This window comes from Desnuesiella massiliensis (genome assembly GCF_001403615.1).
Lineage (GTDB): Bacteria > Bacillota > Clostridia > Clostridiales > Clostridiaceae > Desnuesiella > Desnuesiella massiliensis.
In genome coordinates this window covers 966,322-993,159 of sequence record NZ_LN879456.1, presented here as the reverse complement: position 1 = coordinate 993,159, position 26,838 = coordinate 966,322, and the positions used below count along the sequence as shown (strand labels likewise).

General features: G+C 32.6%; 25 protein-coding genes. 23 read left to right on the top strand and 2 right to left on the bottom strand.

The genetic code is table 11. The features are described from left to right. The first annotated feature begins 64 nt into the window (after nt 1-64). From scfB to BN2665_RS15525, 11 genes are all read left to right on the top strand, one after another. Complete coding sequence (gene scfB, locus BN2665_RS15575; RefSeq protein WP_055668015.1) at nt 65-1,426, top strand: thioether cross-link-forming SCIFF peptide maturase; 1,362 nt, start codon at nt 65-67, stop codon at nt 1,424-1,426. 79 nt (nt 1,427-1,505) lie between these two features. Then, nucleotides 1,506-2,753: a protein translocase subunit SecD gene (gene secD / locus BN2665_RS15570; RefSeq protein ID WP_082435924.1), complete on the top strand. Its 1,248-nt coding sequence runs from the start codon at nt 1,506-1,508 to the stop codon at nt 2,751-2,753. Nucleotide 2,754: 1 nt separating this feature from the next. Next, nucleotides 2,755-3,615, top strand: a complete 861-nt coding sequence (gene secF, locus BN2665_RS15565; protein ID WP_055668014.1) for a protein translocase subunit SecF — start codon at nt 2,755-2,757, stop codon at nt 3,613-3,615. Between the two features lie 174 nt (nt 3,616-3,789). After that, nucleotides 3,790-4,650, top strand: coding sequence for a DHH family phosphoesterase (locus tag BN2665_RS15560; RefSeq protein WP_055668013.1), 861 nt, complete (start codon nt 3,790-3,792; stop codon nt 4,648-4,650). A 35-nt stretch (nt 4,651-4,685) separates the two neighbouring features. Beyond that, nucleotides 4,686-5,204, top strand: a complete 519-nt coding sequence (locus tag BN2665_RS15555; RefSeq protein ID WP_055668012.1) for an adenine phosphoribosyltransferase — start codon at nt 4,686-4,688, stop codon at nt 5,202-5,204. A gap of 155 nt (nt 5,205-5,359) precedes the next feature. Then, a complete protein-coding gene (locus BN2665_RS15550; RefSeq protein ID WP_055668011.1) occupies nt 5,360-7,531 on the top strand; it encodes a RelA/SpoT family protein in 2,172 nt (723 codons plus the stop codon). A gap of 12 nt (nt 7,532-7,543) precedes the next feature. Then, a complete protein-coding gene (dtd, locus tag BN2665_RS15545) occupies nt 7,544-7,993 on the top strand; it encodes a D-aminoacyl-tRNA deacylase (RefSeq protein WP_055668010.1) in 450 nt (149 codons plus the stop codon). Between the two features lie 13 nt (nt 7,994-8,006). After that, nucleotides 8,007-8,612 carry an MBL fold metallo-hydrolase gene (locus tag BN2665_RS15540; RefSeq protein WP_055668009.1) on the top strand — a complete coding sequence of 202 codons (606 nt, stop codon included), beginning with the start codon at nt 8,007-8,009 and terminating at the stop codon, nt 8,610-8,612. A 13-nt stretch (nt 8,613-8,625) separates the two neighbouring features. Continuing rightward, nucleotides 8,626-10,059 (top strand): coproporphyrinogen III oxidase, encoded by a 1,434-nt coding sequence (locus BN2665_RS15535; RefSeq protein ID WP_055668008.1) that lies wholly within the window; start codon nt 8,626-8,628, stop codon nt 10,057-10,059. An 88-nt stretch (nt 10,060-10,147) separates the two neighbouring features. Beyond that, entirely contained in the window at nt 10,148-11,944 is a 1,797-nt protein-coding gene (aspS, locus tag BN2665_RS15530; protein ID WP_055668007.1) for an aspartate--tRNA ligase, read from the top strand. Between the two features lie 251 nt (nt 11,945-12,195). Further along, nucleotides 12,196-12,468, top strand: a complete 273-nt coding sequence (locus BN2665_RS15525) for a metal-sensitive transcriptional regulator (RefSeq protein ID WP_055668006.1) — start codon at nt 12,196-12,198, stop codon at nt 12,466-12,468. A 55-nt stretch (nt 12,469-12,523) separates the two neighbouring features. Here BN2665_RS15525 and BN2665_RS15520 read toward each other — a convergent pair whose 3' ends face one another. After that, nucleotides 12,524-12,979 carry a threonine/serine exporter family protein gene (locus BN2665_RS15520; RefSeq protein WP_055668005.1) on the bottom strand — a complete coding sequence of 152 codons (456 nt, stop codon included), beginning with the start codon at nt 12,977-12,979 and terminating at the stop codon, nt 12,524-12,526. Nucleotide 12,980: 1 nt separating this feature from the next. Then, nucleotides 12,981-13,748: a threonine/serine exporter family protein gene (locus BN2665_RS15515; RefSeq protein WP_055668004.1), complete on the bottom strand. Its 768-nt coding sequence runs from the start codon at nt 13,746-13,748 to the stop codon at nt 12,981-12,983. A 273-nt stretch (nt 13,749-14,021) separates the two neighbouring features. On the opposite strand from BN2665_RS15515, the gene BN2665_RS15510 reads away from it, so the two are divergent. The 12 genes from BN2665_RS15510 to BN2665_RS15455 all read left to right on the top strand — a co-directional run bounded on the left by BN2665_RS15510 (nt 14,022) and on the right by BN2665_RS15455 (nt 26,820). After that, nucleotides 14,022-15,260: a serine hydroxymethyltransferase gene (locus BN2665_RS15510; protein ID WP_055668003.1), complete on the top strand. Its 1,239-nt coding sequence runs from the start codon at nt 14,022-14,024 to the stop codon at nt 15,258-15,260. Between the two features lie 310 nt (nt 15,261-15,570). Continuing rightward, nucleotides 15,571-16,947, top strand: a complete 1,377-nt coding sequence (locus BN2665_RS15505; protein ID WP_055668002.1) for a sigma-54 interaction domain-containing protein — start codon at nt 15,571-15,573, stop codon at nt 16,945-16,947. A 280-nt stretch (nt 16,948-17,227) separates the two neighbouring features. Then, nucleotides 17,228-18,286, top strand: a complete 1,059-nt coding sequence (ord, locus tag BN2665_RS15500; RefSeq protein WP_055668001.1) for a 2,4-diaminopentanoate dehydrogenase — start codon at nt 17,228-17,230, stop codon at nt 18,284-18,286. A gap of 12 nt (nt 18,287-18,298) precedes the next feature. Then, on the top strand, nt 18,299-18,595 hold the full coding sequence (gene ortA, locus BN2665_RS15495; protein WP_055668000.1) for a 2-amino-4-oxopentanoate thiolase subunit OrtA: 297 nt from the start codon (nt 18,299-18,301) through the stop codon (nt 18,593-18,595). Between the two features lie 9 nt (nt 18,596-18,604). Beyond that, the gene (gene ortB, locus BN2665_RS15490) at nt 18,605-20,017 is read left to right on the top strand and encodes a 2-amino-4-oxopentanoate thiolase subunit OrtB (protein WP_055667999.1); all 1,413 of its coding nucleotides are present in this window, start codon (nt 18,605-18,607) and stop codon (nt 20,015-20,017) included. Between the two features lie 9 nt (nt 20,018-20,026). Then, a complete protein-coding gene (locus BN2665_RS15485) occupies nt 20,027-20,389 on the top strand; it encodes an ornithine aminomutase subunit alpha (RefSeq protein ID WP_055667998.1) in 363 nt (120 codons plus the stop codon). Next, the gene (gene oraE / locus BN2665_RS15480; protein WP_055667997.1) at nt 20,386-22,569 is read left to right on the top strand and encodes a D-ornithine 4,5-aminomutase subunit OraE; all 2,184 of its coding nucleotides are present in this window, start codon (nt 20,386-20,388) and stop codon (nt 22,567-22,569) included. The genes BN2665_RS15485 and oraE overlap by 4 nt, the downstream gene beginning before the upstream one ends. Nucleotides 22,570-22,581: 12 nt before the next feature. Continuing rightward, nucleotides 22,582-23,910 carry a GlmL-related ornithine degradation protein gene (locus BN2665_RS15475; protein ID WP_055667996.1) on the top strand — a complete coding sequence of 443 codons (1,329 nt, stop codon included), beginning with the start codon at nt 22,582-22,584 and terminating at the stop codon, nt 23,908-23,910. A gap of 58 nt (nt 23,911-23,968) precedes the next feature. After that, nucleotides 23,969-25,039, top strand: a complete 1,071-nt coding sequence (orr, locus tag BN2665_RS15470; RefSeq protein WP_055667995.1) for an ornithine racemase Orr — start codon at nt 23,969-23,971, stop codon at nt 25,037-25,039. 224 nt (nt 25,040-25,263) lie between these two features. Further along, nucleotides 25,264-25,665, top strand: coding sequence for a PPC domain-containing DNA-binding protein (locus BN2665_RS15465; RefSeq protein ID WP_055667994.1), 402 nt, complete (start codon nt 25,264-25,266; stop codon nt 25,663-25,665). 29 nt (nt 25,666-25,694) lie between these two features. Continuing rightward, nucleotides 25,695-26,267, top strand: a complete 573-nt coding sequence (locus tag BN2665_RS15460; RefSeq protein WP_055667993.1) for a DNA-3-methyladenine glycosylase I — start codon at nt 25,695-25,697, stop codon at nt 26,265-26,267. 73 nt (nt 26,268-26,340) lie between these two features. Further along, the gene (locus BN2665_RS15455; RefSeq protein ID WP_055667992.1) at nt 26,341-26,820 is read left to right on the top strand and encodes a PIN domain-containing protein; all 480 of its coding nucleotides are present in this window, start codon (nt 26,341-26,343) and stop codon (nt 26,818-26,820) included. The last annotated feature ends 18 nt before the right edge of the window (nt 26,821-26,838 follow it).

The following is a 26,838-nucleotide window of genomic DNA, read 5'->3' as shown; positions in this document are numbered from 1 at the left end:
TTTTAACTATTTGGCAGTAACTTTATAGTTACTGCCTTGTATTTAGTTGGGAGGAAAATAAAAAATGTCATTAATTCATAAATTTATACAAGATAATGAATATTATGTTATAGATGTAAATAGTGGAAGTGTCCACATGGTAGACGAGCTAGTCTATGATCTTTTAGATGAAAATAAATTAAGAGAAGAACAAGAGTTAATAGAAGTTTTTAAAGGTAAATATAAAGAAGAAGAAATAAAAGAGGCTCTTCAAGACGTAAAAGAACTTATTTCTGAAGGTATGCTATATTCCTTAGATTTATATGAAAGTATTGCTATGAATGATAATTCTCCTTCATATATTAAGGCACTATGTTTGAACATAATTCATGACTGCAATTTAAAGTGTAAGTACTGTTTTGCAGAAGAAGGGGAATATAAAGGAAAGAGAAAAATGATGTCTGTGGAGGTTGGTAAGAAAGCCATAGATTTTGTTATAAAGAAATCTGGACCAAGAAGAAATATTGAGGTGGATTTATTTGGAGGAGAGCCAATTATGGCCTTCGAAAATATAAAGGAAATAGTTGACTACGCTAGAGAGCAAGAAAAGCTATTTAATAAAAATATCAGATTTACCATGACTACCAATGCCACTTTATTAAATGATGAAATTATGGAATATATTGATAAAAATATGGGTAATATAGTGTTGTCTATTGATGGTAGAAAGGATGTAAATGACAGCGTTAGAATAAGATATGATGGCAGCGGAACCTATGACTCAATAATGCCTAAAATCAAAAAAATGGTAGATAAGAGAGATAAGTCAAAACAATACTATGTAAGAGGAACCTTCACTAGAAATAACATGGATTTTTTTGAAGACGTTATGGCTCTAGCCAATGAAAATTTTGATGAAATATCAGTAGAACCTGTAGTATTACCAGAGGATCATGAGCTCAGTTTAAGAGAAGAGGATTTACCTACTATTTTTCTTCAATATGATAAGTTATACAGTGAAATGTTGAAGAGGCATAAAGAAGGAGAAGAATTCAAATTCTATCATTTTAATATTGATTTACAAGGTGGACCTTGTGTTTATAAGAGAATAAGCGGTTGTGGTGCAGGTCATGAATATGTAGCTATAACTCCAGATGGCGAAATATATCCTTGTCATCAATTTGTTGGAAATAAAGATTTTCTTTTAGGAAATATTTATGACGAAACTGTAGATGAAAAGCTATCTAAGGAATTTAGAAGCGCTCATATCTATAATAAACCTCTTTGTAAAGAATGCTGGGCGAGATTCTACTGCAGTGGTGGCTGCCAAGCAAACAATTTTAACTTTAATGGAGATATTCATATACCTTATGAAATAGGATGTAAGATGCAGAAAAAGAGAATTGAATGTGCTATTGCCCTAAAGTCTAAAATCATGGAAAAGTAGATAAATTTACCTATTATTGACTATTAATATTTAAAGTAATATAATAAAACCTATCAGTATGTTGCAGAGGGGGATAAAGATGAAAACAAAAGGTAAAAGCACATTAATATTTGTGCTATTATTATCAGCTATTATATTTATAGCTTATGCCGGTGCCTATGGATTAAGGATAGGTGGATATGAAATAAAGTCTTTTGATAGAGTTATAAGTAAAGGTCTAGATCTTCAAGGTGGAGTATCTGTGCTTCAAGAGATTGTATCTGAAGGAAAAGTAAAGAATGAGGATTTAGTAAAAACTAAAGAATTGCTTTCATTAAGGGTTAATAAAATTGGGGTAAGCGAAACTGTGGTAACCACTGAAGGTGATAGGAGAATAAGAGTAGATATTCCAGGAAAGTTTGATTCTAAATCTATAATCGATACTCTTGGAAAAACAGGGGAGTTAAAGTTCGTAGGTCCAGATAATCAAACTATTTTAACTGGTAAGGATGTAAAAAACGCTACAGCTTATTTAAATGAAAAAGCTCAACCTATTATTGGTTTAGAATTGAACGATGAAGGCGCTAAAAAGTTTTCGGAGGCTACAAGTAAGTTTCTGAATCAAAGCATTGCTATCTATATGGATGATGAAATGCTTACAAACCCAGTAGTGAGATCTGTGATTACAGATGGAAAGGCTACTATAGAGGGAAGCAAAAGTTTAGAAGAAGCAAAAAGACAAGCAGGTATAATTCAATCTGGAGCCCTACCTGTTACTATAAAAACTGTTTCTGTAAAAACAGTTGGTCCAACATTAGGAGCTGATGCTATACCAAACAGCTTAAAAGCGGCTAAAGTAGGAATTTTATTAATATTCTTATTTATGATTATATACTATAGAGTACCTGGTATATTAGCTGATATAGCTTTAGTGTTATATATAATACTTGTGCTATTAACTTTTACCTCTGTTAATGTGGTATTAACTTTACCAGGTATAGCCGGATTCTTATTAACTATAGGTATGGCCGTAGACGCTAACGTATTGATCTTTGAAAGAATAAAAGAAGAGTTAAAGACAGGAAAATCTGTTAAGTCAGCTGTAGATTCTGGATTCCATAGAGCTCTTTCCTCCATACTTGATTCTAATATAACTACTATAATAGCAGCTATAGTGCTATATTTCTTAGGTTCTGGGGCAGTAAAAGGCTTTGCTATGACTTTGATGATCGGTATCATCGTAAGTATGTTTACTGCTATTACTGTAACTAGACTTTTAGTTAAGTTAGGTATTAACATGGGAATACTAAGTAAACCATCACTTTTTGGGGTCAAGAGGGGGGAATAATATGCTAAAGATAATTGAAAAAACAAAATTATGGTTTGGAATCTCCTTATTAATCATTGTGATAGGATTAGGATTTCTGGTAACTAAGGGACTTAATTTTGGAATAGATTTTAGAGGCGGTACCCAATTAGTTATAGATATGGGCAAAGACTTTGAAAAAGCAGAAATAGATAGCATTGTTACTAAATATGCTAATGATGCTGTTACTAATAAAGTTGAAAATACTCAGTTAGAGATAAAAAGCAATAATCTTGATAGTGAAAAAATAAGTTCAATGTTTAAAGAGATAAAAGAAAAATATAATCTGGAAGATAAGGCTTTAGTTTCTCAAGATGAAATTGGGCAATCTGTTGGAAGAGATCTCACTAATAAAGCTATTATAGCTCTATTAGTTGCTAATGTGGCAATGCTTATATATGTAGCCATAAGATTTGAATTTAAATTTGGATTAGCTGCAATTTTGGCATTAGTCCATGACATATTAATAACTATTAGTATTTATGCTATATTTAATGTACCAGTTAACTCTCCTTTTATAGCAGCTATATTAACTATAGTAGGATATTCTATTAATGATACCATAGTTATTTTTGATAGAATAAGAGAAAATGGAAAGACTATGAGAAGGGTTAATGTTACTGAATTAGCTAACATCAGTATAACACAGACTATGTCAAGATCTATAAATACTGTACTTACTACACTTATCACTATAACTGCGGTTTATGTTTTTGTTCCTACAGTTAGAGAATTTGCCTTTCCATTGATAATTGGTATATTATCAGGAGCTTATTCCTCCATATTCATAGCGAGCCCATTATGGGTAATATTTAAGAATAGAACAAGTAAGTCTAGAGCTTAAAATTTAAATAATTTTAGTAACATAAATCTTCAGAAAATAAGCGGATTTTACGATGATTAGTATATCTACTACAAAAATATGAAGATTTATGTTATTTTTATTGAAAAATATTTGTCAAATTAGGGATTTTCAATTATAATATAGTTGTTTTCTATAAAGTTGGAGGAGTTAATTATGCATAAGTTTTGGGAGAATATATATCGCCCTAAAGGTTTAACAGAATATAATCCCTTTTTGTTAAAGAACATGGAAAATGCTCTAGATAGAATGGTAAAGGCCATAAATGAAAGAGAAAAAATAGTGGTATATGGATGCTGCAATGTGGATGGAATTTGCGGCATTTCATTGCTTTTGCTTGTTCTTAAATATTTAAATGCTGATGTGGAATATTATATTTCTGATAATATAAATGATGGAGATAAATTAAATACAGAAGCCATTAGAAATCATATTAAATTTCTTGGCGCAAATTTAATAATAACTGTAGGCTGTGAATTTGAGTCTTTGGAGCAGAAAAATTTATGTGCTGATTTAGGTATAGATGTACTTATTACTCATAACAAAGAGCATATATTAAGTTATGGTTCCATTGCTATAAGTCCTAGGAATAAAAAGGATGATTACAATGATAAATACCTTTCTTATACGGGAGTGGTCTTTAAACTGACCCAAGCTATAGCTACATATTATAACATGAAGAGCATAAATAAATATATAGATTTGGTTATGCTAGGAACCTTTGCTTCAGAGCTACCTGTGGAGGGGGAAAATGAAGTTATCTTTAAGGAAGGCATGAGATTTTTACCTTGCACTAATAATTATGGATTAAGAGCATTAATGCGTCATATTAATGCTTTAGAGATAACTGAAATGGATATTAAAAATATAGTGTTGACTATAACACCTACCATTAATGCTATAGGAAGAATGGATAATGCTAGGATCGCTGTAGAGTTATTAACCACTACCAATGAATATAGGGCAGAGCAGATTGCGAAATACTTAGATAAAGAAGTAAAAAACAGCATGCTTTAAAAGTTATAAAATAAATTTTCGATGGAGGAATTAAAATGGATTTAAAGGATAAAATAAGGATAATTGAAAACTTTCCAAAAGACGGAATAAGCTTTAAGGATGTTACAACTTTAGTTCAAGATGGAGAGGGCTTGAAAATAGCAGTAGATAAAATAGTGCAGCATTTAAAAGATAAAAATATTGATGTTATAGTAGGGCCGGAAGCTAGAGGTTTTATATTTGGAGTACCAGTAGCTTACGCTTTAGGGGTAGGATTCGTACCTGTTAGAAAAAAGGGAAAGTTACCTTATGATACCATTGCAGTAGAATATGATTTAGAATATGGTAGCGATATTTTAGAAATTCATAAGGATGCAATAAAACCAGGGCAGAGAGTTGCCATAATAGATGATTTATTAGCCACCGGTGGGACTATTGCATCTGTAGCTAAATTAGTTGAGACAGTAGGTGGAAATGTATCTGCTATGGATTTTGTAATTGAGCTAACTGAATTAAATGGAAGAGATAAGCTTCAAGGATATGAAATTCTCTCTTTAGTTCAATATGATATATAGTTTTCATAACAATTTACGTATTTTTTATATAGATAAAACATGAATTTGCAATTGCAAAATTCTACAAAATAATATATAATTAAAAAAAAGATGGCTGGTTGAATAACCAGCCTTTGACTTTAAAAAAGTAATTTAATTAAGGAGAGTAATTCCACATGCTTCAGAAACTTATAGAGAAAATAGAAAATAACTGTTCTAATTTTAATAAAGAGTTGATACAAAAAGCATATAATTTAGCTGACCAAGCTCATAAGCAACAAAGGAGAGAGTCTGGTGAGCCTTATATTATTCATCCCATTGAGGTTGCTTGTATTTTAGCAGAAATGGGAATGGATACAAACACTATTATTGCGGGATTACTCCATGATGTTATAGAAGATACGGATTATAATTACGAAGATATTAAAAGAGAGTTCAATGAAGAAGTGGCTAATTTAGTAGAGGGTGTAACTAAGTTAGGAAAAATTCAATATAAAACAAAGGAAGAACAGCAAGCAGATAATGTAAGAAAAATGCTATTAGCTATGACCAAAGATATAAGAGTAATTCTTATTAAGCTTGCAGATAGACTACATAACATGAGAACGTTAAAATATATGCCTGTAGAGAAGCAGAAGGAAAAAGCTAAAGAAACCTTTGATATTTATGCTCCTTTAGCACACCGTTTAGGAATGTCAAAGATAAAATGGGAATTAGAAGATCTAGCTTTTAGATATATGAATCCCAATGAATACTATGATTTGGTACAAAAGATTGCAGAAAAAAGAGCAGAGAGAGAGGTTTATATATCTGAAATAATAACAGATTTGCATAGAAGGTTATTAAATTCTACTATAGATTCTGATATAGAGGGAAGGCCAAAGCACTTTTATAGCATATATAGAAAAATGTTAAATAAAAGTAAAAGTATTGATCAAATTTTTGATCTAACTGCTATAAGAATTTTAGTTAATACCATAAAGGATTGCTATGCAGCTTTAGGCATAGTGCATACAGTTTATAAACCTATCCCAGGCAGATTTAAAGATTATATAGCTATGCCTAAGCCTAATATGTATCAATCTCTTCACACCACTGTTATTGGACCTCAAGGAAAGACCTTTGAAATACAGATAAGAACCTTCGAAATGCATAAAACCGCTGAGTATGGTATCGCTGCTCACTGGAAATATAAGGAAGGTGAAGGCGGGGGAAATGATTTTGATGCAAAGCTATCTTGGTTAAGAGATATGCTTGAGTGGCAAAGGGAAACCTCTGATGCAGAGGAATTCATGGAGGCTTTCAAAATAGACTTATTCTCTGATGAAGTTTTTGTTTTTACACCAAAGGGAGTTGTAATAAATTTGCCTCATGATGCTACACCTATCGACTTTGCCTATAGAATACACACAGATGTAGGAAATAGATGTATTGGTGCAAAAGTGAATGGAAAGATGGTAACCTTAGATTATCATCTAAAGACCGGAGAAATAGTGGAAATATTAACCTCTTCTACACCTAAAGGACCAAGTATAGATTGGCTTAATATTGCAAAGAGCAATCAAGCTAAGAGCAAAATCAGGGCATGGTTTAAAAAGGTTAAAAGAGATGAAAATATATCAAAAGGTAAAGAACTTTTAGAAAAGGAAGCTAAGAGACAAGGTGGAAACTTTGGAGAGATTGCTAAAGGTGAGCCCATAGAAAAATTATTAAAGAAATATAATATGAATACTATTGATGATTTATATTCCTCTGTGGGAATGGGAATGCCAATGGCTTCAATTGTAGTAAGTAAGTTAAGAGAAGCTCATGGATTAGATAAGGCTAATGAAGAAAGTGTAAGGAATTCTCTAGAAGAGCAGATGAATAAAAATTCTAAGATAAATAAGAGGGACGGAAGTTTTGGAATATCAGTAAAGGGGCTAAATAACGTCTTAGTTAGGTTTGCCAAATGTTGTAATCCTGTGCCAGGAGATGATATAATAGGATTTATTACTAAGGGTAGAGGGATTTCCATTCATAGAAAAGATTGCAGTAATATTCATAGTATAAGAGTCGATGAGGACAACAAGTTTGTAGAAGTAGATTGGGGAAATGCTAAAGGCTCTGGCTACGTTACTGAGATTCAAGTTAAAGCTGAGGATAGGAGCGGATTATTATCTGAAATAATGATAGTTATAACAGAATTGAAGATAAATCTGCATGCCTTAAATGCTAAGACGGCTAAAGGCAATACTGCTACCATTAATATAAAAATAAGAATCAATGATATTGAAGAATTAAAAGAATTGATGAAGAAGATTAAGAAGCTAAAGGGTGTCATGGAAGTATTTAGAATGAAATATTAGAGAGGTAACAAAATGAGAGCTGTAGTACAAAGAGTAAATGCATCCTCTGTTATAGTAGAGGATAAGATAGTTGGAAGCATTAATAAAGGGTTAAATGTTTTATTGGGTATATCCAAAGATGATACTATGGAGGATTTAAAATACTTAAAGGATAAGATTTTAAACCTTAGAATATTTGAGGACGAAGAAGAAAAAATGAACCATTCTTTATTGGATGTAAAGGGGGAACTTCTCATAGTTTCCCAATTTACTTTGTATGGAGATTGTAGAAAGGGTAGAAGACCTAATTTTATGGATGCACTCTCTGGAGAACAGGCAAAAGAATTATATGAAACTTTTGTAGATATGTGCAAAGAAGAAGGAATAAAAGTAGAAACTGGAGTCTTTGGAGCTAATATGAAAGTAAATATTGAAAATGATGGGCCTGTAACACTGATGCTAGACAGTAAAAAGATATTTTAAAGGAGGTAATTGTATGGAACTAAAAAGGATTCCTGCAGGAGTATATGCTGCTAACTGTTATATAGTTATGGATGAAGAAACAAAGGAAGCTCTTATTATGGATCCAGGTGGAGACGAAGAGGATATTATAGAGGCTGCTGATAATTTAGGGGCAAGAGTAAAATATATTGTTTTGACTCATGGTCATATAGATCATACTGGAGCGGTAATAACTCTAAAAAAGAGATATAATGTACCTGTGTACATTCATGCTAAAGATGAAGAGCTTATATTAAAAAGAACCTTTATGTTTGGTGTACTAGATAGCTCTAAAGGTGCTGACGGCAATTTAAAGGATGGAGATATTTTAACCTTAGGAAACATGGAAGTGAAATGCATTGAAACTCCGGGGCATACTCCAGGAGGGGTATGCTTTTTAGTGGAGAATAATCTATTCACTGGTGATACTCTGTTTAGTGGTTCCATAGGAAGAACAGATTTAACCGGAGGAGATTTTGAAACCATTATAAGGAGTATAAAAGAAAAGCTTATGGTATTAGACAGTGGTGTAGTGGTATACCCAGGACATGGACCAAGTAGCACCATTGGCAGAGAAAAACAAAGTAATCCATTCTTATAAATTAGGAGTAATCATGGAAATAAAGATTAAGTTAAATGACATGAAATATAGATATGAAATTTTTCAAATTGCAAATCTATTTTTTTCATTTAAAGATATTAAATTTATAGAAGAAGAGTATGATTTTAAGATAGACGTAAAAAATTATGCTATTGTAATATGTTCTTCAAATAATAAAAATTTAAAAGAATTTTGTATAGAGGATGAGATTTCTATAAAAGAACAGATAAAAAAATATTTTTATTTATACTTGTCTGAAACTACTAGTACTATTCATCCTTGGGGAACTCTTCTAGGTATAAGACCAAGTAAAATAGCATTAAATCTTATTGAAAAGGGATTTACAGAGGAATATATAACTGATTACTTTAAAACTCATTTTCTTACCAGCAGTGAAAAGGCAAAGCTTTGTATTGACGTAGCAAGATATGAGAAGGCTTTTGTTAATAACGAAAAACATAATATAAGCTTATACATAGGTATGCCTTTTTGCCCAACTAGATGCTTGTATTGTTCTTTTGCGTCAAATCCTATTAAAGCCAATAAAAAGCTAGTAGAGCCTTATTTGAATGCTTTAAAGAAGGAAATAGAGGAACTTTCAAAATATATAAAGGGAAAAGATATTAATGTTGAAAATATATATTTTGGCGGTGGAACACCTACAGCTATTGAGGATGAAGACTTTAAAGCTTTGATGGAAGTTATAAATGATAACTTTGTAAAGCGTAGCAATTTTAAAGAATTTACGGTAGAATGCGGAAGGCCAGATAGCATTACAGAAGGTAAATTACTTGCCATGAAGGAAGCTGGTGTTACTAGAATAAGTATAAATCCACAAACTATGAATGAGGATACGCTTTTATCTATAGGAAGAATGCACAAGGTGCAAGAGGTAGTAGAAAAATTTAATTTGGCAAGATCCTTAGGTTTTGATAATATTAATATGGATATAATTGTGGGACTACCAGGAGAAAATACAAGTTATTTAGAAAATACCTGTAATGAGATTTCAGCTTTAAAGCCAGACAGCCTTACTGTACATGGGCTTTCCATAAAAAGAGCCTCTAGGCTTTATGAAGATATATGCTTAGAAAAAAAATATTCTATGCCTAATCAGATAGTTTTAAATTCAATGTATGAAAAAACTAAGGAATTAGCTAAGGAATTAGATATGGTACCATATTATATGTATAGACAAAAAAATATGGTAGGTAATATGGAGAATGTAGGATATGCTAAAGTAGGTAAGGAATGTATCTATAATATACAAATAATAGAGGAGAAACAAACTATAGTAGCTTTAGGTGCTGATGCTATATCGAAGGTGGTTTTCTTAGAAGAGAATAGGATTGAAAGATATGCTAATGTTAAGGATGTAAGAGAGTATATTAATAGAATTGATGAAATGATTTATAAAAAAATTCAGCTGTTAAATACTTTATATTAGTATTTTATATTTATAAAATAGGGATATCTTATTTATTAATGACACCATAGATATTCCTTGAAATTATTATGATCAGGAGGAAAGATTAATGGGTGAATCACTAAGTGGTTTAAAAAGAACAATAAAATGTGGCGATTTGCGTGAAGAACACATTGGAATGCAATTTACCGTTATGGGTTGGGTTCAAAGAAAGAGAAATCTAGGTGGATTGATTTTTGTGGATTTAAGAGACTTAAACGGAATTTTACAGGTAGTTTTTGGAGAAGAAATTAATAAAGAAGCCTTTGAAAAGGCAGATGGTGTTAGATCAGAGTATTGTATTGCAGTAACAGGGGAATTAGTAAAAAGAGAAGCAGTAAATCCTAATATGCCAACAGGTATGGTAGAGCTAAAAGGAATCAGTATAAAAATACTTTCAGAATCAGAGACTCCACCTATATACATAAAGGAAAATTTAGATGCTGCAGAAGCCATCAGATTAAAATATAGATATTTGGATTTAAGAAGACCTGATATGCAGAATATATTTAAAATAAGGCACAAGGCTGCAAAGGCACTAAGAGACTTTTTGGATAAGGAAAGTTTCCTAGAGGTTGAAACACCCATGCTTACAAAAAGTACTCCAGAGGGAGCAAGGGATTATTTAGTTCCTAGTAGAAATTATCCAGGAATGTTCTACGCCTTGCCACAATCTCCACAATTATTTAAGCAATTATTGATGGTGTCTGGATTTGATAGGTACTTCCAAATTGTAAAGTGCTTTAGAGATGAAGATTTAAGAGCAAATAGACAGCCAGAATTTACTCAAGTGGATTTAGAAATGTCTTTCGTAGAAGCTGATGATGTAATAAGTTTAAATGAAAGATTAATATCCTATGTTTTTAAACAAGTTTTAGATGTAGATGTGGAAATACCTTTTAGAAGAATGCCCTATAAAGAAGCTATGGAGAAGTATGGTAGCGATAAACCAGACATAAGATTTGGTATGGAAATAATCGATTTAACTGAAAGTGTTAAAAATGTAGATTTTAAAGTTTTTGCAGATGCCCTAAATATAGGAGGTTCTGTTAGAGCTATCTGTGTAAAAAACGGAGCTTCTATGGGAAGAAAAGATATTGACCGCTTAGGCGAATTTGTTAAAACCTATAAGGCTAAGGGTCTTGCATGGATTGCTTATAAAGAGGATGAAGTTAAATCTCCAATTTCTAAATTCTTAAAAGAGCATGAACTTAAAGAGATTTTAAATAAATGTGATGCTAGTGTCGGAGACTTAATACTAATAGTAGCTGATAAAAATAGTGTAGTTTTTCAATCCTTAGGAGCGTTAAGACTTGAATTAGCAAAGAAACTAGAGCTTTTAAAGGACAATAAAAAATTTAAATTCTTATGGGTTACAGAATTCCCACTAGTAGAGTTTAATGAAGAGGAAAATAGGTACCAAGCAGCTCACCATCCATTTACAAGTCCAATGGATGAAGATATTCAGTATTTAGAAACAGATCCAGGAAGAGTTAGAGCTAAAGCCTATGATATGGTGCTGAATGGAGAAGAACTTGGAGGAGGAAGTATAAGAATACATGATTCTAGCCTTCAAGAAAAGATGTTTAATGTGCTAGGGTTCACTAAGGAAAAAGCTTGGGAAAGGTTCGGATTCTTGCTAGAAGCCTTTAAATATGGACCACCACCACATGGAGGATTAGCCTTTGGATTTGATAGAATGGTAATGTTCCTTTCTGGTACAGATAATATAAAGGATGTAATTGCATTCCCTAAAAATCAAAATGCTTTCTGTCCAATGACAGAAGCACCAAATACTGTAGATGAAGCTCAGTTAACTGAGCTAGGCATAGGAATACTTGAGCCTAAGGAACAAAAGGAAAATTAATATAAAAAAATATAGCAATGCATCTTCCGTTATCTAAGTATTTAGCAGGTAGTAGAAAATGCATTATCTAAAGGGAAATAAGGGTAAGGCTTAACTTAGTGCATGTTCCTAAATGGTATCTTTAAGCCATTATGGTGCATGTATGAGTTAACCATTGAACTTATTTCCCTGTATTATTTGTTGAAATACGCATAGAAAGATGTTATAATGGGTATAATACATACGGGGTATAGGTATAAGGAGTGAAATTCATGGATGAAAAAAGTGAAGCCTTAAAAAAGGATATGTTAGTTAGGCTAAGAAGGATAGAAGGACAAGTAAAAGGCATTCAAAATATGGTTGATAAAGAAGTGTGCTGTAAGGATATGCTAGTCCAGATTGCTGCAGTGAGAGCAGCAATAAATAAAGTAGGAGGACTAATGCTAGAGAACTATGCCAGAAATTGCATGGGCATTGAGGATACGGATGAAAATAATAAAAAAATTGAACAGCTTGTAGATACTTTGCTTATGTTTCTAAAATAGTTAAGAGGAATAAGGCATGGGACTATATATAAAAGCATAAAAACACATTATAGAATTATAATGTGTTTTTATTTTCTCTAAATTTGTAATTCTTAGCTACGCTTATCAGTCTTGAAATAGAAGAAACAAAGATGATTCCCACAGCTAAGGAACCAGCACTGCTTAAAGTATTTAAGCCTGTATCCATAGCTTTAGCAGGATTTCCTTGAATGATTTCTAGCATAGTATAGTACATTCCACCTCCTGGCACTAAGGGTATTAAGGCACAAATAACAAAAGTAGTCACAGGAGTCTTTAACACTCTAGCCATTATTTCAGAGTAACTGCTAAAGGCTACGGAGGAAAGAAATAATGCAGTAACTTCAGAGCAATTTAACTTTAGAAATAAGGCATAGAAAAACCAACCAATAGATCCTCCAATAGATGCAAAAATTAAATTTCGACCTTTTATATTAAACAAAATTCCAAATCCTAAAGTAGCAAAAAAGGCATAAAGAGAATTAAGTATCATTTTACATACCTCCAGAGTAGCTTATCCATAACCTTAATATAATACCTGTACCAATTGCAATGCCACTAGCGATTAAAAAAGCCTCAAGGGTTCTAGCTAAACCTGCTACTAAGTCTCCAGAGATTGTATCTCTTATAGCATTAGTTATAGCAATACCAGGAACTAGTAGCATTATAGAGCCTATAATTATCTTGTCAATGCTATGAGATAAACCTAATCTAACAGATAATATAGCAAGGGAAGCTGCAATTATTCCGCCTAGTATATTTACAAAAAAGTCGTTAATATCAAATTTGGATGCATAAATAGTCATGAGTTTTATTATACCGCCTATAAAAAAGGAAGAAATAAAATCTGGCCAAGAACCACCAAATAAAACAGTAAAAAAGGAGGCTACTATAGATGCAAAGAAAAGTGTAGTCTTAATATCATATCTTTCAGCACTACTAATAACTCTTAACTCTTCAATAACTTCATCAGTAGTTAATCCTTTTGTTTTTATGCTTCTTGATAAATCATTTACTTTAGATATTTTTTCTAAGTCTACGGTTCTTTTTCTCACCCTTTTAACTAAAGAAATAGTGTTACCGTAAACATCTGATACAGAAACCATAATTCCTGTGGTAGTTACATAACTTTCAGCAGCCTTAATATTGTAAGCGGAGCAAATTCTTAAAATAGTTTCCTCAACCCTATAAGTTTCTCCGCCATTTTCCAGTATAATTTTACCTGCCTCTGTGGCCATATGAAGAACCTTATTAATATCCATTTTTAACCTCACTATATTTTATAAAAAAATTAATATATAACCATAGTAAATTTAAACACTATGGATTTTATATGAAAGTTTTAGTATTTTGTATTTCATAGGGTATTATATCATATATTTTATTCTCAAATATCCATTCTGAAAATTAAAATAATTTTGATTTTTTATCTAATTTTGTTGATTATAAATTATAAGGTATTTATAATTTATAGTGTATGTTATAATTTATATTATAACAACATAGGATTAATTTTAATTTAGGAGGGGTATTTTATGAATTTTGATCATATTAAAAAGGTTGATCATCAGGTATTAGATATAATTAATGAAGAGATTAATAGGCAAGAGTATAATATAGAGTTAATCGCTTCAGAAAACTTTACCAGTATAGCTGTAATGGAGGCTATGGGTTCACCACTAACAAATAAATATGCTGAAGGATACCCTCATAAGAGATATTATGGCGGTTGTGAGGTAGTAGATAAAGTTGAGGATTTAGCTAGAGAAAGACTAAAAAAACTATTTAATGCAGAGCATGCTAATGTACAACCTCACTCTGGTTCACAAGCTAATATGGGAGTTTACTTTGCAGTGCTTAATCCAGGGGATACTGTGTTAGGAATGAATTTGAGTCATGGAGGACATTTGACTCATGGAAGTCCAGTAAACTTCTCAGGAAAATTATTCAACTTTGTATCTTATGGAGTAGATGAAAGCACTGAGACTATTGATTATGAAGAAGTTAGAAGATTAGCTTTAGAACATAAGCCAAGAATGATTGTAGCTGGTGCTAGTGCTTATTCAAGAGTAATAGACTTTAAAAAGTTTAAGGATATAGCAGAAGAGGTAGGAGCTTATTTCATGGTAGACATGGCTCACATTGCTGGATTAGTAGCTGCAGGAGTTCATCCATCTCCAGTACCTTATGCTGATTTTGTAACTACAACTACTCATAAAACCCTAAGAGGGCCAAGAGGCGGGGCAATATTATGCAAAGAAAAATATGCAAAGGATATTGATAAGACAATATTCCCTGGAATGCAAGGAGGACCTTTAATGCATGTTATTGCGGCTAAGGCAGTATGTTTTGAAGAAGCACTTCAAGAAAACTACAAAGAATACATGCATGCAGTGGTAAACAATGCAAGAGTATTAGGTGAGGAATTACAAAAGTATGGATTTAAATTAGTTTCTGGCGGTACTGATAATCACTTAATATTAGTTGATTTATCAAATAAAAATATAACTGGAAAGGATGCTGAAAAATTACTTGATAGTGTAGGAATTACTGTTAATAAAAATACAGTTCCTTTCGAAAAATTAAGTCCTTTTGTAACCAGTGGAATAAGAATAGGAACACCAGCTGTTACTACCAGGGGCTTTAATGAAGAGGACATGAAGGAAGTTGCTTCTTTAATTAATTATGTTATTGAGAATAGAGAAAGTGATTTATCCTCAGTAAGAGCTAAGGTAATAGAAATATGTAAGAAGTATCCTTTGTATAATAAATAAAAATTACGAAGATAATTTTTATTAAAAGGCTATAGGCATTCTGTAGACTTTTTAAATGAACAATGCACATAGCATAATTCACAATGAAGGAAATTTTTTCTCAGCTGGCGCTATGAAAAAATTAGGAATTTATAAAGCGTGGCTAAATGCTTAGCCACGACTTTTTTATGGTTAAAGCCATTAAAATTATAAATTTAGATTTTTCGTAGAGTAAGGTAGAAAAATCCTCCTCAATTGTGCATTGTGCATTGTGAACTGTGAATTCAAAAAAAGCGACGGAAGTCGCTTTTTTCTTATAGGGGGTAAGTTTATGAGCGGAGAAGAGGAGATTTTAAAGCAACTAATCAATCATTTAGAAGTGGGTATTCATGTAGTAGACAAGGATGGAAAAACCATATATTATAATGAGGCTATGGGACGTATTGAGGGATTAAAACCTGAAAAAGTACTGGGGAAAAAGGTAGTTGATGTGGTGAAAGGGCTAGATGAAAATAATTCTACTTTGATGAATGCCTTAAAAAATAAAAAAAGTTATGAGGATGTTATTCAAAAATATAAAGGTGAAATTAGGAAAGACATCATCACCATAAATACCACAGTACCAGTAATGGTTAGGGATAGCATTGTGGCCGCCATTGAGATTTCCAAGGATATGACTCAATTAAAAGAACTTAGTGAGAAAATATGTAAATTAGAAAATTTAAATAAAACTAAAAAAGAGCATTATAGATTTAAGGATATAATAACTGAAAATGACAGTATGAAAAAAGAAATAAATAAAGCTATGAAAGCAGCATTAACTAATTCCTCTGTGTTGATTTATGGAGAAACAGGCTGTGGCAAGGAGCTTTTTGCACAAAGTATGCATTACAATGGTACAAGAAGCAAAGGGCCTTTTATAGCTATTAATTGCGCCGCAATACCCAGTGAGCTGCTAGAAGGTATACTTTTTGGAACTGTAAAGGGGAGTTTTACTGGAGCAGAAAATAGAAAAGGACTATTTGAAGAGGCTCATAGAGGCACTATATTGTTAGATGAAATAAATTCTATGAACCCCTCTCTGCAATCAAAACTTTTAAGAGTTTTACAGGAAGGGTATATAAGACCCTTAGGAAGTAATAAGGATATAGAAATAGATGTAAGAGTAATAGCTACCTTAAATGAAAGGCCAGATAAGCTTATAAAAGAAGGAAATTTAAGAAAAGATTTTTATTATAGACTTAGCGTAGTAAAAATAAATATTCCTCCTTTAAGAGATAGAAAAGATGATATATCAGTGCTTATAAGTCATTTTATTGACTATTATAATAGAATATTAGGAAAAAATATTCTTAATATTGATGAAGGGGTTTTAAAGCAATTTATAGATTATAATTGGCCTGGAAATGTAAGGGAGCTTAAAAATATGATAGAGTCAGCCATAAACATGGTGGATGATAATATACCCATGTTAAAGAAAGAACATTTTGAAATTCATATACTAAAAAAAGAAGAAAAATTATATGTGCAAGACAGGGGGTTTCTAGAAAGCAGGCTAGCTTTGCAGGATTATTTAGAAAATGTAGAATACAAAATAATTAAAGAAGTACTGAAGAACACAAAGGGAAATATAACTAAAGCTTCTGAAATATTAAAAATATCAAGACAAAATCTTCAGTATAAAATTAAAAAATACAAACTGCTATAAATTAGGCTGTAGATGCAAAAAAATTTGCACATAAAATATAGATGCAATATTAAGAATATTCTAAAATAGATAATAAGAAGAATTTTAGTTAAAGCTTACCGCAAAAAAATTTGCAGTAAGCTTTTTTACTTTTTTTGTATGAAAATATTTGTATAGATATAAGTAATACTCAACTATTCTGCATAATAATAAATGTTCTCTTTGGCATGGTAGTTGCTATATATATTTTCAAGAAAATGTAAATAATTTCATCTATGATTTATATAAAAGGGGGATATTTATGAAAAATATTAAGGTTATTTTATGTGGATTAGGAGCTATGGGAAGCGGTATGGCTAGGATGCTACTAGAAAAAAAGGGAGTAGAAATTGTAGCCGCTATTGACAGTAATAATGAAAAAGTAGGTAAGGATTTAGGGGAGGTTATCAGTTTTAATGAAGGCACTGGAATTATAGTAACATCAGATTTTAAGAATACAATAAAAGAAAAAGAAGCCGATATAGTACTCCTAGCTATAGATTCCTTTGTGAGAAATGTTTACCCTTACATTAAAACTATAGTAGAGAGTGGTAAAAATTGTATTACTATAGCCGAGGAGATGGCTTATCCATATATTATAGAAAAAGAGTTATCTGAAGAAATGGAAAAAATAGCAAAGGAAAATGAAGTAACAATTTTAGGCACAGGGGTAAATCCAGGCTTTGTATTAGATACTTTAGTGGTGGTCTTGTCAGCGGCTTGTAGGAGGATTAAAAGCATTAAAGCTACAAGAATAAATGATTTGTCACCTTTTGGAGCTACCGTTATGAGAACTCAGGGGGTAGGAACTACTGTAGAGGAATTTAATAGAGGATTAGAAGAAGGAACTATTGTAGGGCATGTGGGATTCCAACAATCTATTCCTATGGTAGCTAAAGCTTTAGGTATTGAAATAGATGAAGTGGTAGAAACACGAGAACCTATTATTTCAAAAACTCATAGAGAGACTTCTTGTGTAATAGTAGAACCAGGTATGGTAGCTGGTTGTAAGCATATAGGTTATGGAATGAAGGATGGAAAAGCAGTAATAACCATGGAACATCCTCAACAAATCCATCCTCAGCTAGAAAGTGTAAACACTGGTGATTATATAGAGATTGAAGGAGAACCAAATTTGAGTCTATGCATTAAGCCTGAAACTCCAGGAGGTATAGGCACCATGGCTTTAGCTGTAAATATGATACCTCAGGTTATTGCTAGTAGTCCAGGATTAAAGACTATGGTAGATTTACCACTTCCTCATGCTATAGAAAATAGTTTCCAGGAGCAGGTTGAATATTATAAGAACTTATTAAAATAGGAGATGATTTAATTGATTACTAAAGGTAGTTGGGTTGAAATTGTTACCACTGTGCTTGAGGCAGAAGATAGAGCAGTTAATATTCCTGAAGAAACAAAAAAAACTCCTCTTAAGATGTGGGCGAAAGGCTTTGCTTTGAAGGGTTGCGATGTTGGAGATGAAATAGAAATAGAAACCATAGTAGGAAGAAAAATCATTGGAGTTGTTACAGAACTAAATCCTAAATACTCTCATGACTTTGGAGATTTCATTCCAGAGCTTTTGTATATAGGTAAACAGGCTAAGGAAATTCTCAGAAGAGTGGACTAGGGGGATAGTATGAATAAATATGAAGAGCTAATGGATAGAAAAAGAGAGATAATCTTAAAATCTGTAGGCATTGATTATGATAAATATGAAAGAGGAAAATTATCCTTTGATTATGAACAGATGATGAGAGATACAGGATATAGCTTAAATGACGTAAGAGAGATACAAAGGGAGGTTGGGGTAGGAAATACACCTTTACTTGAACTAAAAAATTTGACTAATTTAGCTAGAAAGCTATCTAATACTGGTAAGGCTGCTAGGATAATAGTTAAGGATGAGAGCTGCAATCCATCAGGAAGTTTTAAAGATAGAAGAGCCTCTGTATCTTTATTTCATGCAAAAGAGAGTGGATTTAAGGGAGTAGCCTCTGCTACCTCAGGAAATTATGGTGCTGCGGTAGCTTCTCAAGCGGCTATTAGAGGATTAGATTGCATCATAGTTCAGGAATGTTATGATTCTAAGAAGATTGGCCAACCGGAGATACTAGAAAAAAATAGAAAGTGTGAGAATTTAGGAGCAGAAGTTTTAAGATTAACCTTGGGACCAGAGTTGTTTTATGCTTTCTTAAAAATATTAGAAGACACAGGATATTATAATGCTTCATTATATTCAATATATGGTATAGCTGGAGTAGAAACTTTGGGTTATGAGATTGCTGAACAATGTAGAGAGATTTTTGGAAAAGATCCTGCAGCTGTAATCAGTACCCATGCTGGAGGAGGTAATACTACAGGGACTGCAAGAGGACTAAGGAAGGCTGGAGCTAAGGATACCCAGATAATAGCTGCTTCAGTAGATTTAACAGGGCTTCATATGGCCTCAGATATTGATTTTAATAGAAAATCCTTTACTACTGGACATACAGGTTTCGGCATTCCATTTATGACAATGCCAGACCGGTCTGATGTTCCAAGAAGCGCTGCTAGACCTTTAAGGTATTTGGACAGATATGTTACAGTAAGTCAAGGTGAGGTATTTTATATGACGGAACTATTAGCTCAAATAGAAGGCTTAGAAAGAGGACCAGCAGGAAATACTTCCTTAGCGGCAGCTTTTGTTTTAGCACAGCAGCTAGAGGATGAGGATATTATAGTGGTTCAGGAAACAGAATATACTGGTGCAGGAAAACATGTGCTTCCTCAGCTTAGTTTTGCTAGGAAGAATAATATAGAAATAAAGATAGGAGATCCTAGGGAGGAAGTGCCAGGTAAAAATATAATATTGCCTTCACATCCTTCAAAACTCTTTGTGAAAGAAATGGATTTAGATCATTACAGAAAATCCTATATAGTAAATGCATTAAAATCATTGAAAACAAGTATTATAGAGCATAAGGATGTGGATTTTTTATGTGAAGAAACTAAATTAGATAAACAGAAGATTCTGGCTATATTATCAGAATTAAAAATATTAGTAGAGTAGGGGTATAATATGAAAAGAATTGATGATTTTGAAAAAAGAAGAGAACACTTAGCTAATTTAAGTGATGAAGAATTATTTAATGAGTTTTGGAGTCTTACAGAAGAAATAGTAAAACCTTTAGTAGAACTAGCAGAAACTCATACTTCTCCTTCTATTGAGCGATCTGTGTTATTAAGAATGGGGTTCTCTAGTATGGAAGCCGAAAGTATAGTTAAAGAAGGGATTAAATGGGGGCTGATGGGTAAAGGCATGGGCAATGTAGTGATTACCTATGCTAACATGGAAAATTTACATTATTTAAAAGCTGGTGAGGCTTTGGCTAATGGTGATGGTTGGGGAAAAGTAAAGGGGAAGATGAGAGGTGAAATATGATGCTAGAGCAAAACAAAAAACTTGATATAAGAGAAATACTAAAGGATTTAGATAAATATTCACCAAAAAGAAGAGGATGGCATTGGAGAGAGCCTTATAGTGGTGAATTAGGGGAATTTCAATATAGTGAATTATCCGCACCATTATTAAAAAGTGAATCACTGCCAGCAGCTCGTAGCTTTAATAAAATAGATCCTCAACCTGTTCCGGTGATAACCACAGAGATAGCCTCAGGAAGGTTTGAAGATGATATAAGAAGAATGAGAATGGCTGCCTGGCATGGTGCAGACCATATAATGGTCATAAGAACTGCAGGGCAGAGTCATTTCGATGGACTTATTGAAGGCACCCCAGAGGGAGTAGGAGGGGTTCCTATTACAAGAAAGCAAGTTAGAGCCTCAAGAAAAGCCTTAGACTTAATTGAAGAGGAAGTAGGAAGGCCTATAAATTTTCATTCCTATGTGTCTGGGGTAGCAGGTCCTGATATAGCTGTTATGTTTGCAGAAGAAGGAGTTAATGGTGCACATCAAGACCCCCAATATAATGTGCTTTATAGAAATATAAATATGATAAGATCCTTTGTGGATGCCGCTGTTGCAAAAAAAATAATGGCTTCAGCGGATATGCTACAAATAGATGGAGCTCATAATGCCAATGCCACTGCTATGAAAGGCTATAAAGTAATGCCAGAACTTATGGTACAACATGCTATAAACTCTAAATTCTCAGAGAAGGTAGGAATGAGAAAGGAAAATATAGCTTTATCTACTGTGCCACCAACCTCTTCACCAGCACCGTGCCTAAAAATAGATTTACCTTATGCAGTGGCCTTAAGAGAGCTTTTTAAAGATTATAAAATGAGAGCTCAGATGAATACAAAGTATATTGAATCTTGTACAAGAGAGGCAACAGTAGGACATACCTTGAATCTACTAATATCAAAATTGACCTCTGCAGATATTCAAAGTACTATAACACCAGACGAGGGGAGAAATGTACCTTGGCATTATAACAACATTCATGCTATAAACACAGCTAAGCAAGCGTTAATAGGCATGGATGGATTAATGGACATGATAGAGTTAAAGGAAGAAGGATATTTAAGGGATAAAGTTAGAGAGTTAAAAGAAAGGGCAGTTTTGTTTTTAGAGGAAATATTAGAGGCTGGAGGGTATTTTAAAGCAGTGGAGTCTGGATTTTTTGTGGACTCTGGGGAATATCCTGAAAGAAATGGAGATGGAATTGCAAGGAAGATAAATGGAGGAATTGCTTCAGATTCAATATTTGAGAGAGAAGAAGATTATTTTGCTCCAGTATGTGCTCATTTTGGATATAATAATCTTCCAAAAGGAGTTGAAAAAGCCTGTGATGCTATAAACGGATGTACCTTGTGTCATCATGAAAAGGTAAAATATATTAATGAACTTGATGAAGAAGATAATGTAAATGTAAGAATGGAGAAAGTAAAGGAAGAAGATGCTATATTACCAGAAGTACAGTGGAAGAAGGATGGCTTTGTTTCTGTTACTTTGTTCATACCTGAAAATCAATATATAAGCGAGGCAGCGGCCCTAGAAATAGGCAAAAACATGAACTTGAAGGATGTGGAAGTAATCCATAAGCAAGTTATGCAGGAAAGCGAGGGCACTTTAATAGAAATAAAAGGAAGAATAGATTTTCCTGTAGATAAAACCTCCTTAAAAATTCCAGAGCCTAAAAAGGTGATTAAAGATGAGGTCATTAAAGAGTTTATAAATAATAATCCTGTAAAAGTGGTAGCAGCCACTGTAGGAGAAGATGAGCATTCAGTAGGCTTAAGAGAAACTATAGATATAAAGCACGGAGGTATAGAAAAGTATGGTATAGAGTGTATTTATTTAGGAACCTCTTGTCCTGTAGAAAAATTAATAGACGCTGCTATTGAAACTAAAGCTCAGGCTATATTAGCAAGTACTATAATAACTCATAATGATATTCATATCAAAAATATGAAAAAGTTGAGCGAATTGTGTATTGAAAAGGGTGTAAGGGATAAATTAATACTCATAAGCGGGGGAACGCAGGTTACTGATGAAATAGCTAAAGCAAATGGTATGGATGCAGGTTTTGGTAGAGGTTCTAAAGGACATCATGTAGCTACCTTTATAGTGGAAGAACTTGAAAAAAGAATGAATATATAATAGGTGATTATGATGAAAGTAGATTACTTAATTGCTGAAATTGGCAGTACTACTACAGTAGTCACAGCCTTTAATATAGATGAAAACCCATCCATTGTGGCGCAAGGGAAACATTGCACTACTGTATCAGAGGGAGATGTAAATATAGGACTTAAAGGAGCTATAGACGAAATAGAAAATAATTTAGGGGAAAGCATAACCTGGGATAAAATGCTTGCCACCAGTAGTGCCGCAGGAGGACTTAGAATTACTGTACATGGATTAGTGGAGTCCATGACAGTTAAGGCTGCCAAGGAAGCTGCTCTAGGAGCAGGTGGAATAATTAAGATGGTGACAGCAGGACGACTAAGGGAAAGTGATGTTAAAAAAATAAAGGAAATAGATCCAAACCTCATAATGATATCTGGAGGTACAGACTACGGCGAAAGAGATACAGCTTTATTTAATGCTAAGCTTTTAAGAGATGAAAAGCTTAAAAAGCCCTTTGTTTACTGCGGTAATATTGCTAATGTAGAAGAAATAAGAGAAATACTAAAAGAAGAACAACTATATATTATTGATAATGTATATCCAAGAGTAGATGAACTAAATGTGGAGCCAGCTAGAAAGGTCATTCAAGAAGCTTTTGAGGTAAACATTGTGAAAGCTCCTGGAATGTCAAAAATAAAAAGCTTAGTAAAAGGGGCTATAATGACTACACCAGGAGCTGTAATGGAGGCTACAAAGCTTATTTATGAAATCCTAGGAGATGTAGTGACCTTGGATGTAGGTGGGGCCACTACAGATGTACATTCTGTCACAGAAGGCAATAGTGAAATCTTGGACATACTAGTAAGCCCTGAGCCTAAGGCAAAACGTACAGTAGAAGGTGATTTAGGGGTATATATAAACTATGAGAATATTCTTAAAATAATACCAGACTGGGAGCTTAAAGAAATAACTAAGGATGAAATAAAAGACAATATAAAGGCCATACCTTTAAGCGAAAAGGAGTTTAAGTGCAGCAATATACTTACAGAAAAAGCAGTAAACCTAGCTATAAACAGACATATAGGCTATATAAAAAGAATTTATGGAGGTACAAATAAGTTCATTGCCTATGGAAAGGATCTTTCAAAGGTTAAATATATCATAGGAACTGGAGGAGCATTAACCAGACTAGGTTCTGGGGAAGAGATTCTAAAGGGTATCAGGTATATGAAAGAAGATATTTCTATGCTTCCCCCAAAAGGAGCTAAAGTACTTTTAGATGGTATGTATATAATGGCTTGTGCTGGAGTGCTAAGCCGAGAAAATAAAGAAGCAGCTATTTCTTTATTAAAGAAGAGTTTAGGAATCTAGGGAAAGATAATTAGCCCAAAGATGCCTAAAATATTAGATGCTATAAAGGGGAATTGAAATGAAAAGAGATTATCCTTGTATAGAAATAAACTTAGGTAAAATTAAACATAATACAGAAGAAATAGTTAAGCTTTGTAATGAAAAAGGAATTCATGTGGTGGGAGTATCAAAGGTTTTCTGTGCTAAGAAACCCATAGTAAGAGTTATGCTAGAAGGTGGAGTAGCTATGATCGGGGATTCTAGGTTAGAAAATTTAAAAAGATTAGAGGACATAAATTGTAAAAAAATGCTTTTAAGAATTCCTATGGGCAGCCATGCTAAAGATGTGGTTAAATACTCTGACATCAGCTTAAATTCTGAGCTTGAAACCATTAAACGGCTTTCATTAGCTGCAAGAAGATTAAGAAAAGTTCATAGCATAATTCTTATGGTAGATGTAGGGGATCTAAGAGAAGGCGTCTTAGAGAAGGATGTAATAGAGACTGTAAAAGAGATAATAAAATTAAATAATATTAGGCTAGAAGGACTAGGTACTAACCTTACTTGTTATGGCGGAGTTATTCCAGATGAGAATAATTTAGGCAAGCTTATAATGTTAAGGGATACTATAAAAGAGCTTATAGGCTTAGAACTTCCTATAATTTCAGGAGGAAATTCCAGCAGTATTCATTTAATCCTTGACCATATTATACCTAAGGGTATTAATGAATTAAGGATAGGGGAGGCTATAGTACTAGGAAGAGAAACTGCCTATGGGAATCCAATTCCTAATTGTCATAAGGACTGTTTCATATTAAAAGGAGAAATAATAGAAATAAAATCAAAACCATCTATCCCCACAGGAAATATAGGTATGGATGCTTTTGGTCAGAAACCTATTTTTCAAGATAGAGGAATCATAAAAAGAGCTATAGTAGCTATGGGGAAACAGGACGTGAGTATAAGTGGATTGCAGCCTGTAGATAAGTGCATCAGTATACTTGGGGGAAGCAGTGATCATTTAATATTAGATATTACACAATGCAAAAATAAGTACGAAGTGGGAGATATCATTGATTTCAATATGGATTATGGCTGTCTATTGATGTCTATGACTTCGCCTTATGTGAAAAAATATTATGTAGATTAGTATAAGATATGCTCAAGAAATAACTAGTTAGTTTTTTTGATAAACTGACTAGTTATTTCTCATGATATACCTTAAAATGTTATAACTTACATATGTGCCAGGTTAAAAAGGATAAAGAATTTTTATAGCAATATTATTACAAAAGTATGAAAATATATTGTATAATGCTTAGAGATAGGTAATTATAACTTAAAAATATTTTTATTAGAAAAGGACTAGTTAATATGAAGTACTACGCTTTTAGACTTAAGCCAGGACGGGATTTGAAAAAAGAAAAAATGGACTTTACATTAAAAAATGATATTAAGGCTGGAGTTATTATTACATGTGTAGGAAGCTTAAAATGCGCTAATATAAGGTTAGCAGAGGAAAGCATTACAAAAAGGCTGAAGGGAAAATTTGAAATTGTATCTTTAGTAGGAACCTTATCGCAAGAAGGGTGCCATTTGCATATATCCATAGCTGATTCCGAAGGTAGGGTGGTGGGTGGACACTTGCAAGAAGAAAGCTATATTTATACCACCGCAGAGGTAGTTATAGGTGAAGTCTGCAGTTTAGCTTTTACTAGAGTATACAGTGATGAAACAGGTTTTAAAGAGCTTTGCATAAGTGATAGAGATACTTAAACATTAAAAGGGTTAAGGAGGAATAATAGTTGATAAGATGTAGTTGGTGTGGAAAAGATGAACTATATGTAAAATACCATGATGAAGAGTGGGGAGTGCCGGTTTTTGATGATAAAAAGCATTTTGAGTTCATGGTTTTAGAATCTGCTCAGGCAGGACTAAGCTGGATAACTATTTTGAGAAAGAGAGAAGGTTATAGAAAAGCCTATGAAAACTTTGACGTTAATTTAGTGGCTGAATTTGATGAAGAAAAAGTAAAAGAGTTGATGAGTTTTGACGGTATTATTAAAAATGAGAAAAAGATTAGAGCTTCTATAAATAATGCTAAAAGATTTATTGAGGTTCAAAAGGAATTTGGAAGTTTTACTAAATATATTTGGAGCTTTGTAAACTTTGAACCAGTAGTGAATAAATGGAACAGTGAAGCAGAAGCACCAGCTAAAAGTGAGCTATCAGAAAGGATAAGCAAGGATTTAAAAAAGAGAGGGTTTAAATTCTTAGGTCCTGTAATAATTTATTCACATCTGCAAGCTACAGGACTCATTAATGATCATATAATGGATTGTTTTAGATATACACAAATTGAAAAAAAGTCAATATAGAGGAATAGATATCCCTATTAATAAGGAAAAATATAAGCATAAACTTTAAGTATAATATAAAGGGAGAAAACTTATGCTTATTAAAGAATATTTACTTGATGCAAATATAGTTATTAGAATATGGGATACTTATCCTAAATTATTTGACTCTATGGAAAAAACTAAAGAAGTTGATTTTAAAATTACTCGAAATATAGCCATAGAAGTCTCTAAGAAAGAATTTAAAGATTATAATGGCGTTCCTGTATTATCAAATAGATTTTTAAAACTATTAGAACATATAGTTGATGATATAGAGATTAACTTAGAAGAAAAAACCAATAATTCTTCTATCAAATACGACTCTATTAAAAACTTATATTATATAAATGAGAATAAGATTTCAGCAAATGATTATAACCTTATTTGTTTCTGCAAAAGCAATGACAAATATTTATTAGTAACAGAAGATAAATTCCTATTGCAAAGTGCAAGGATAGTTATTGAATCCTCTAGAATATTAAGTTTTAAAGAGTTTATAGAGCAATTAGAAAAGTTAAATATCCCATATTAAGAATGTATAAAAGAAAAG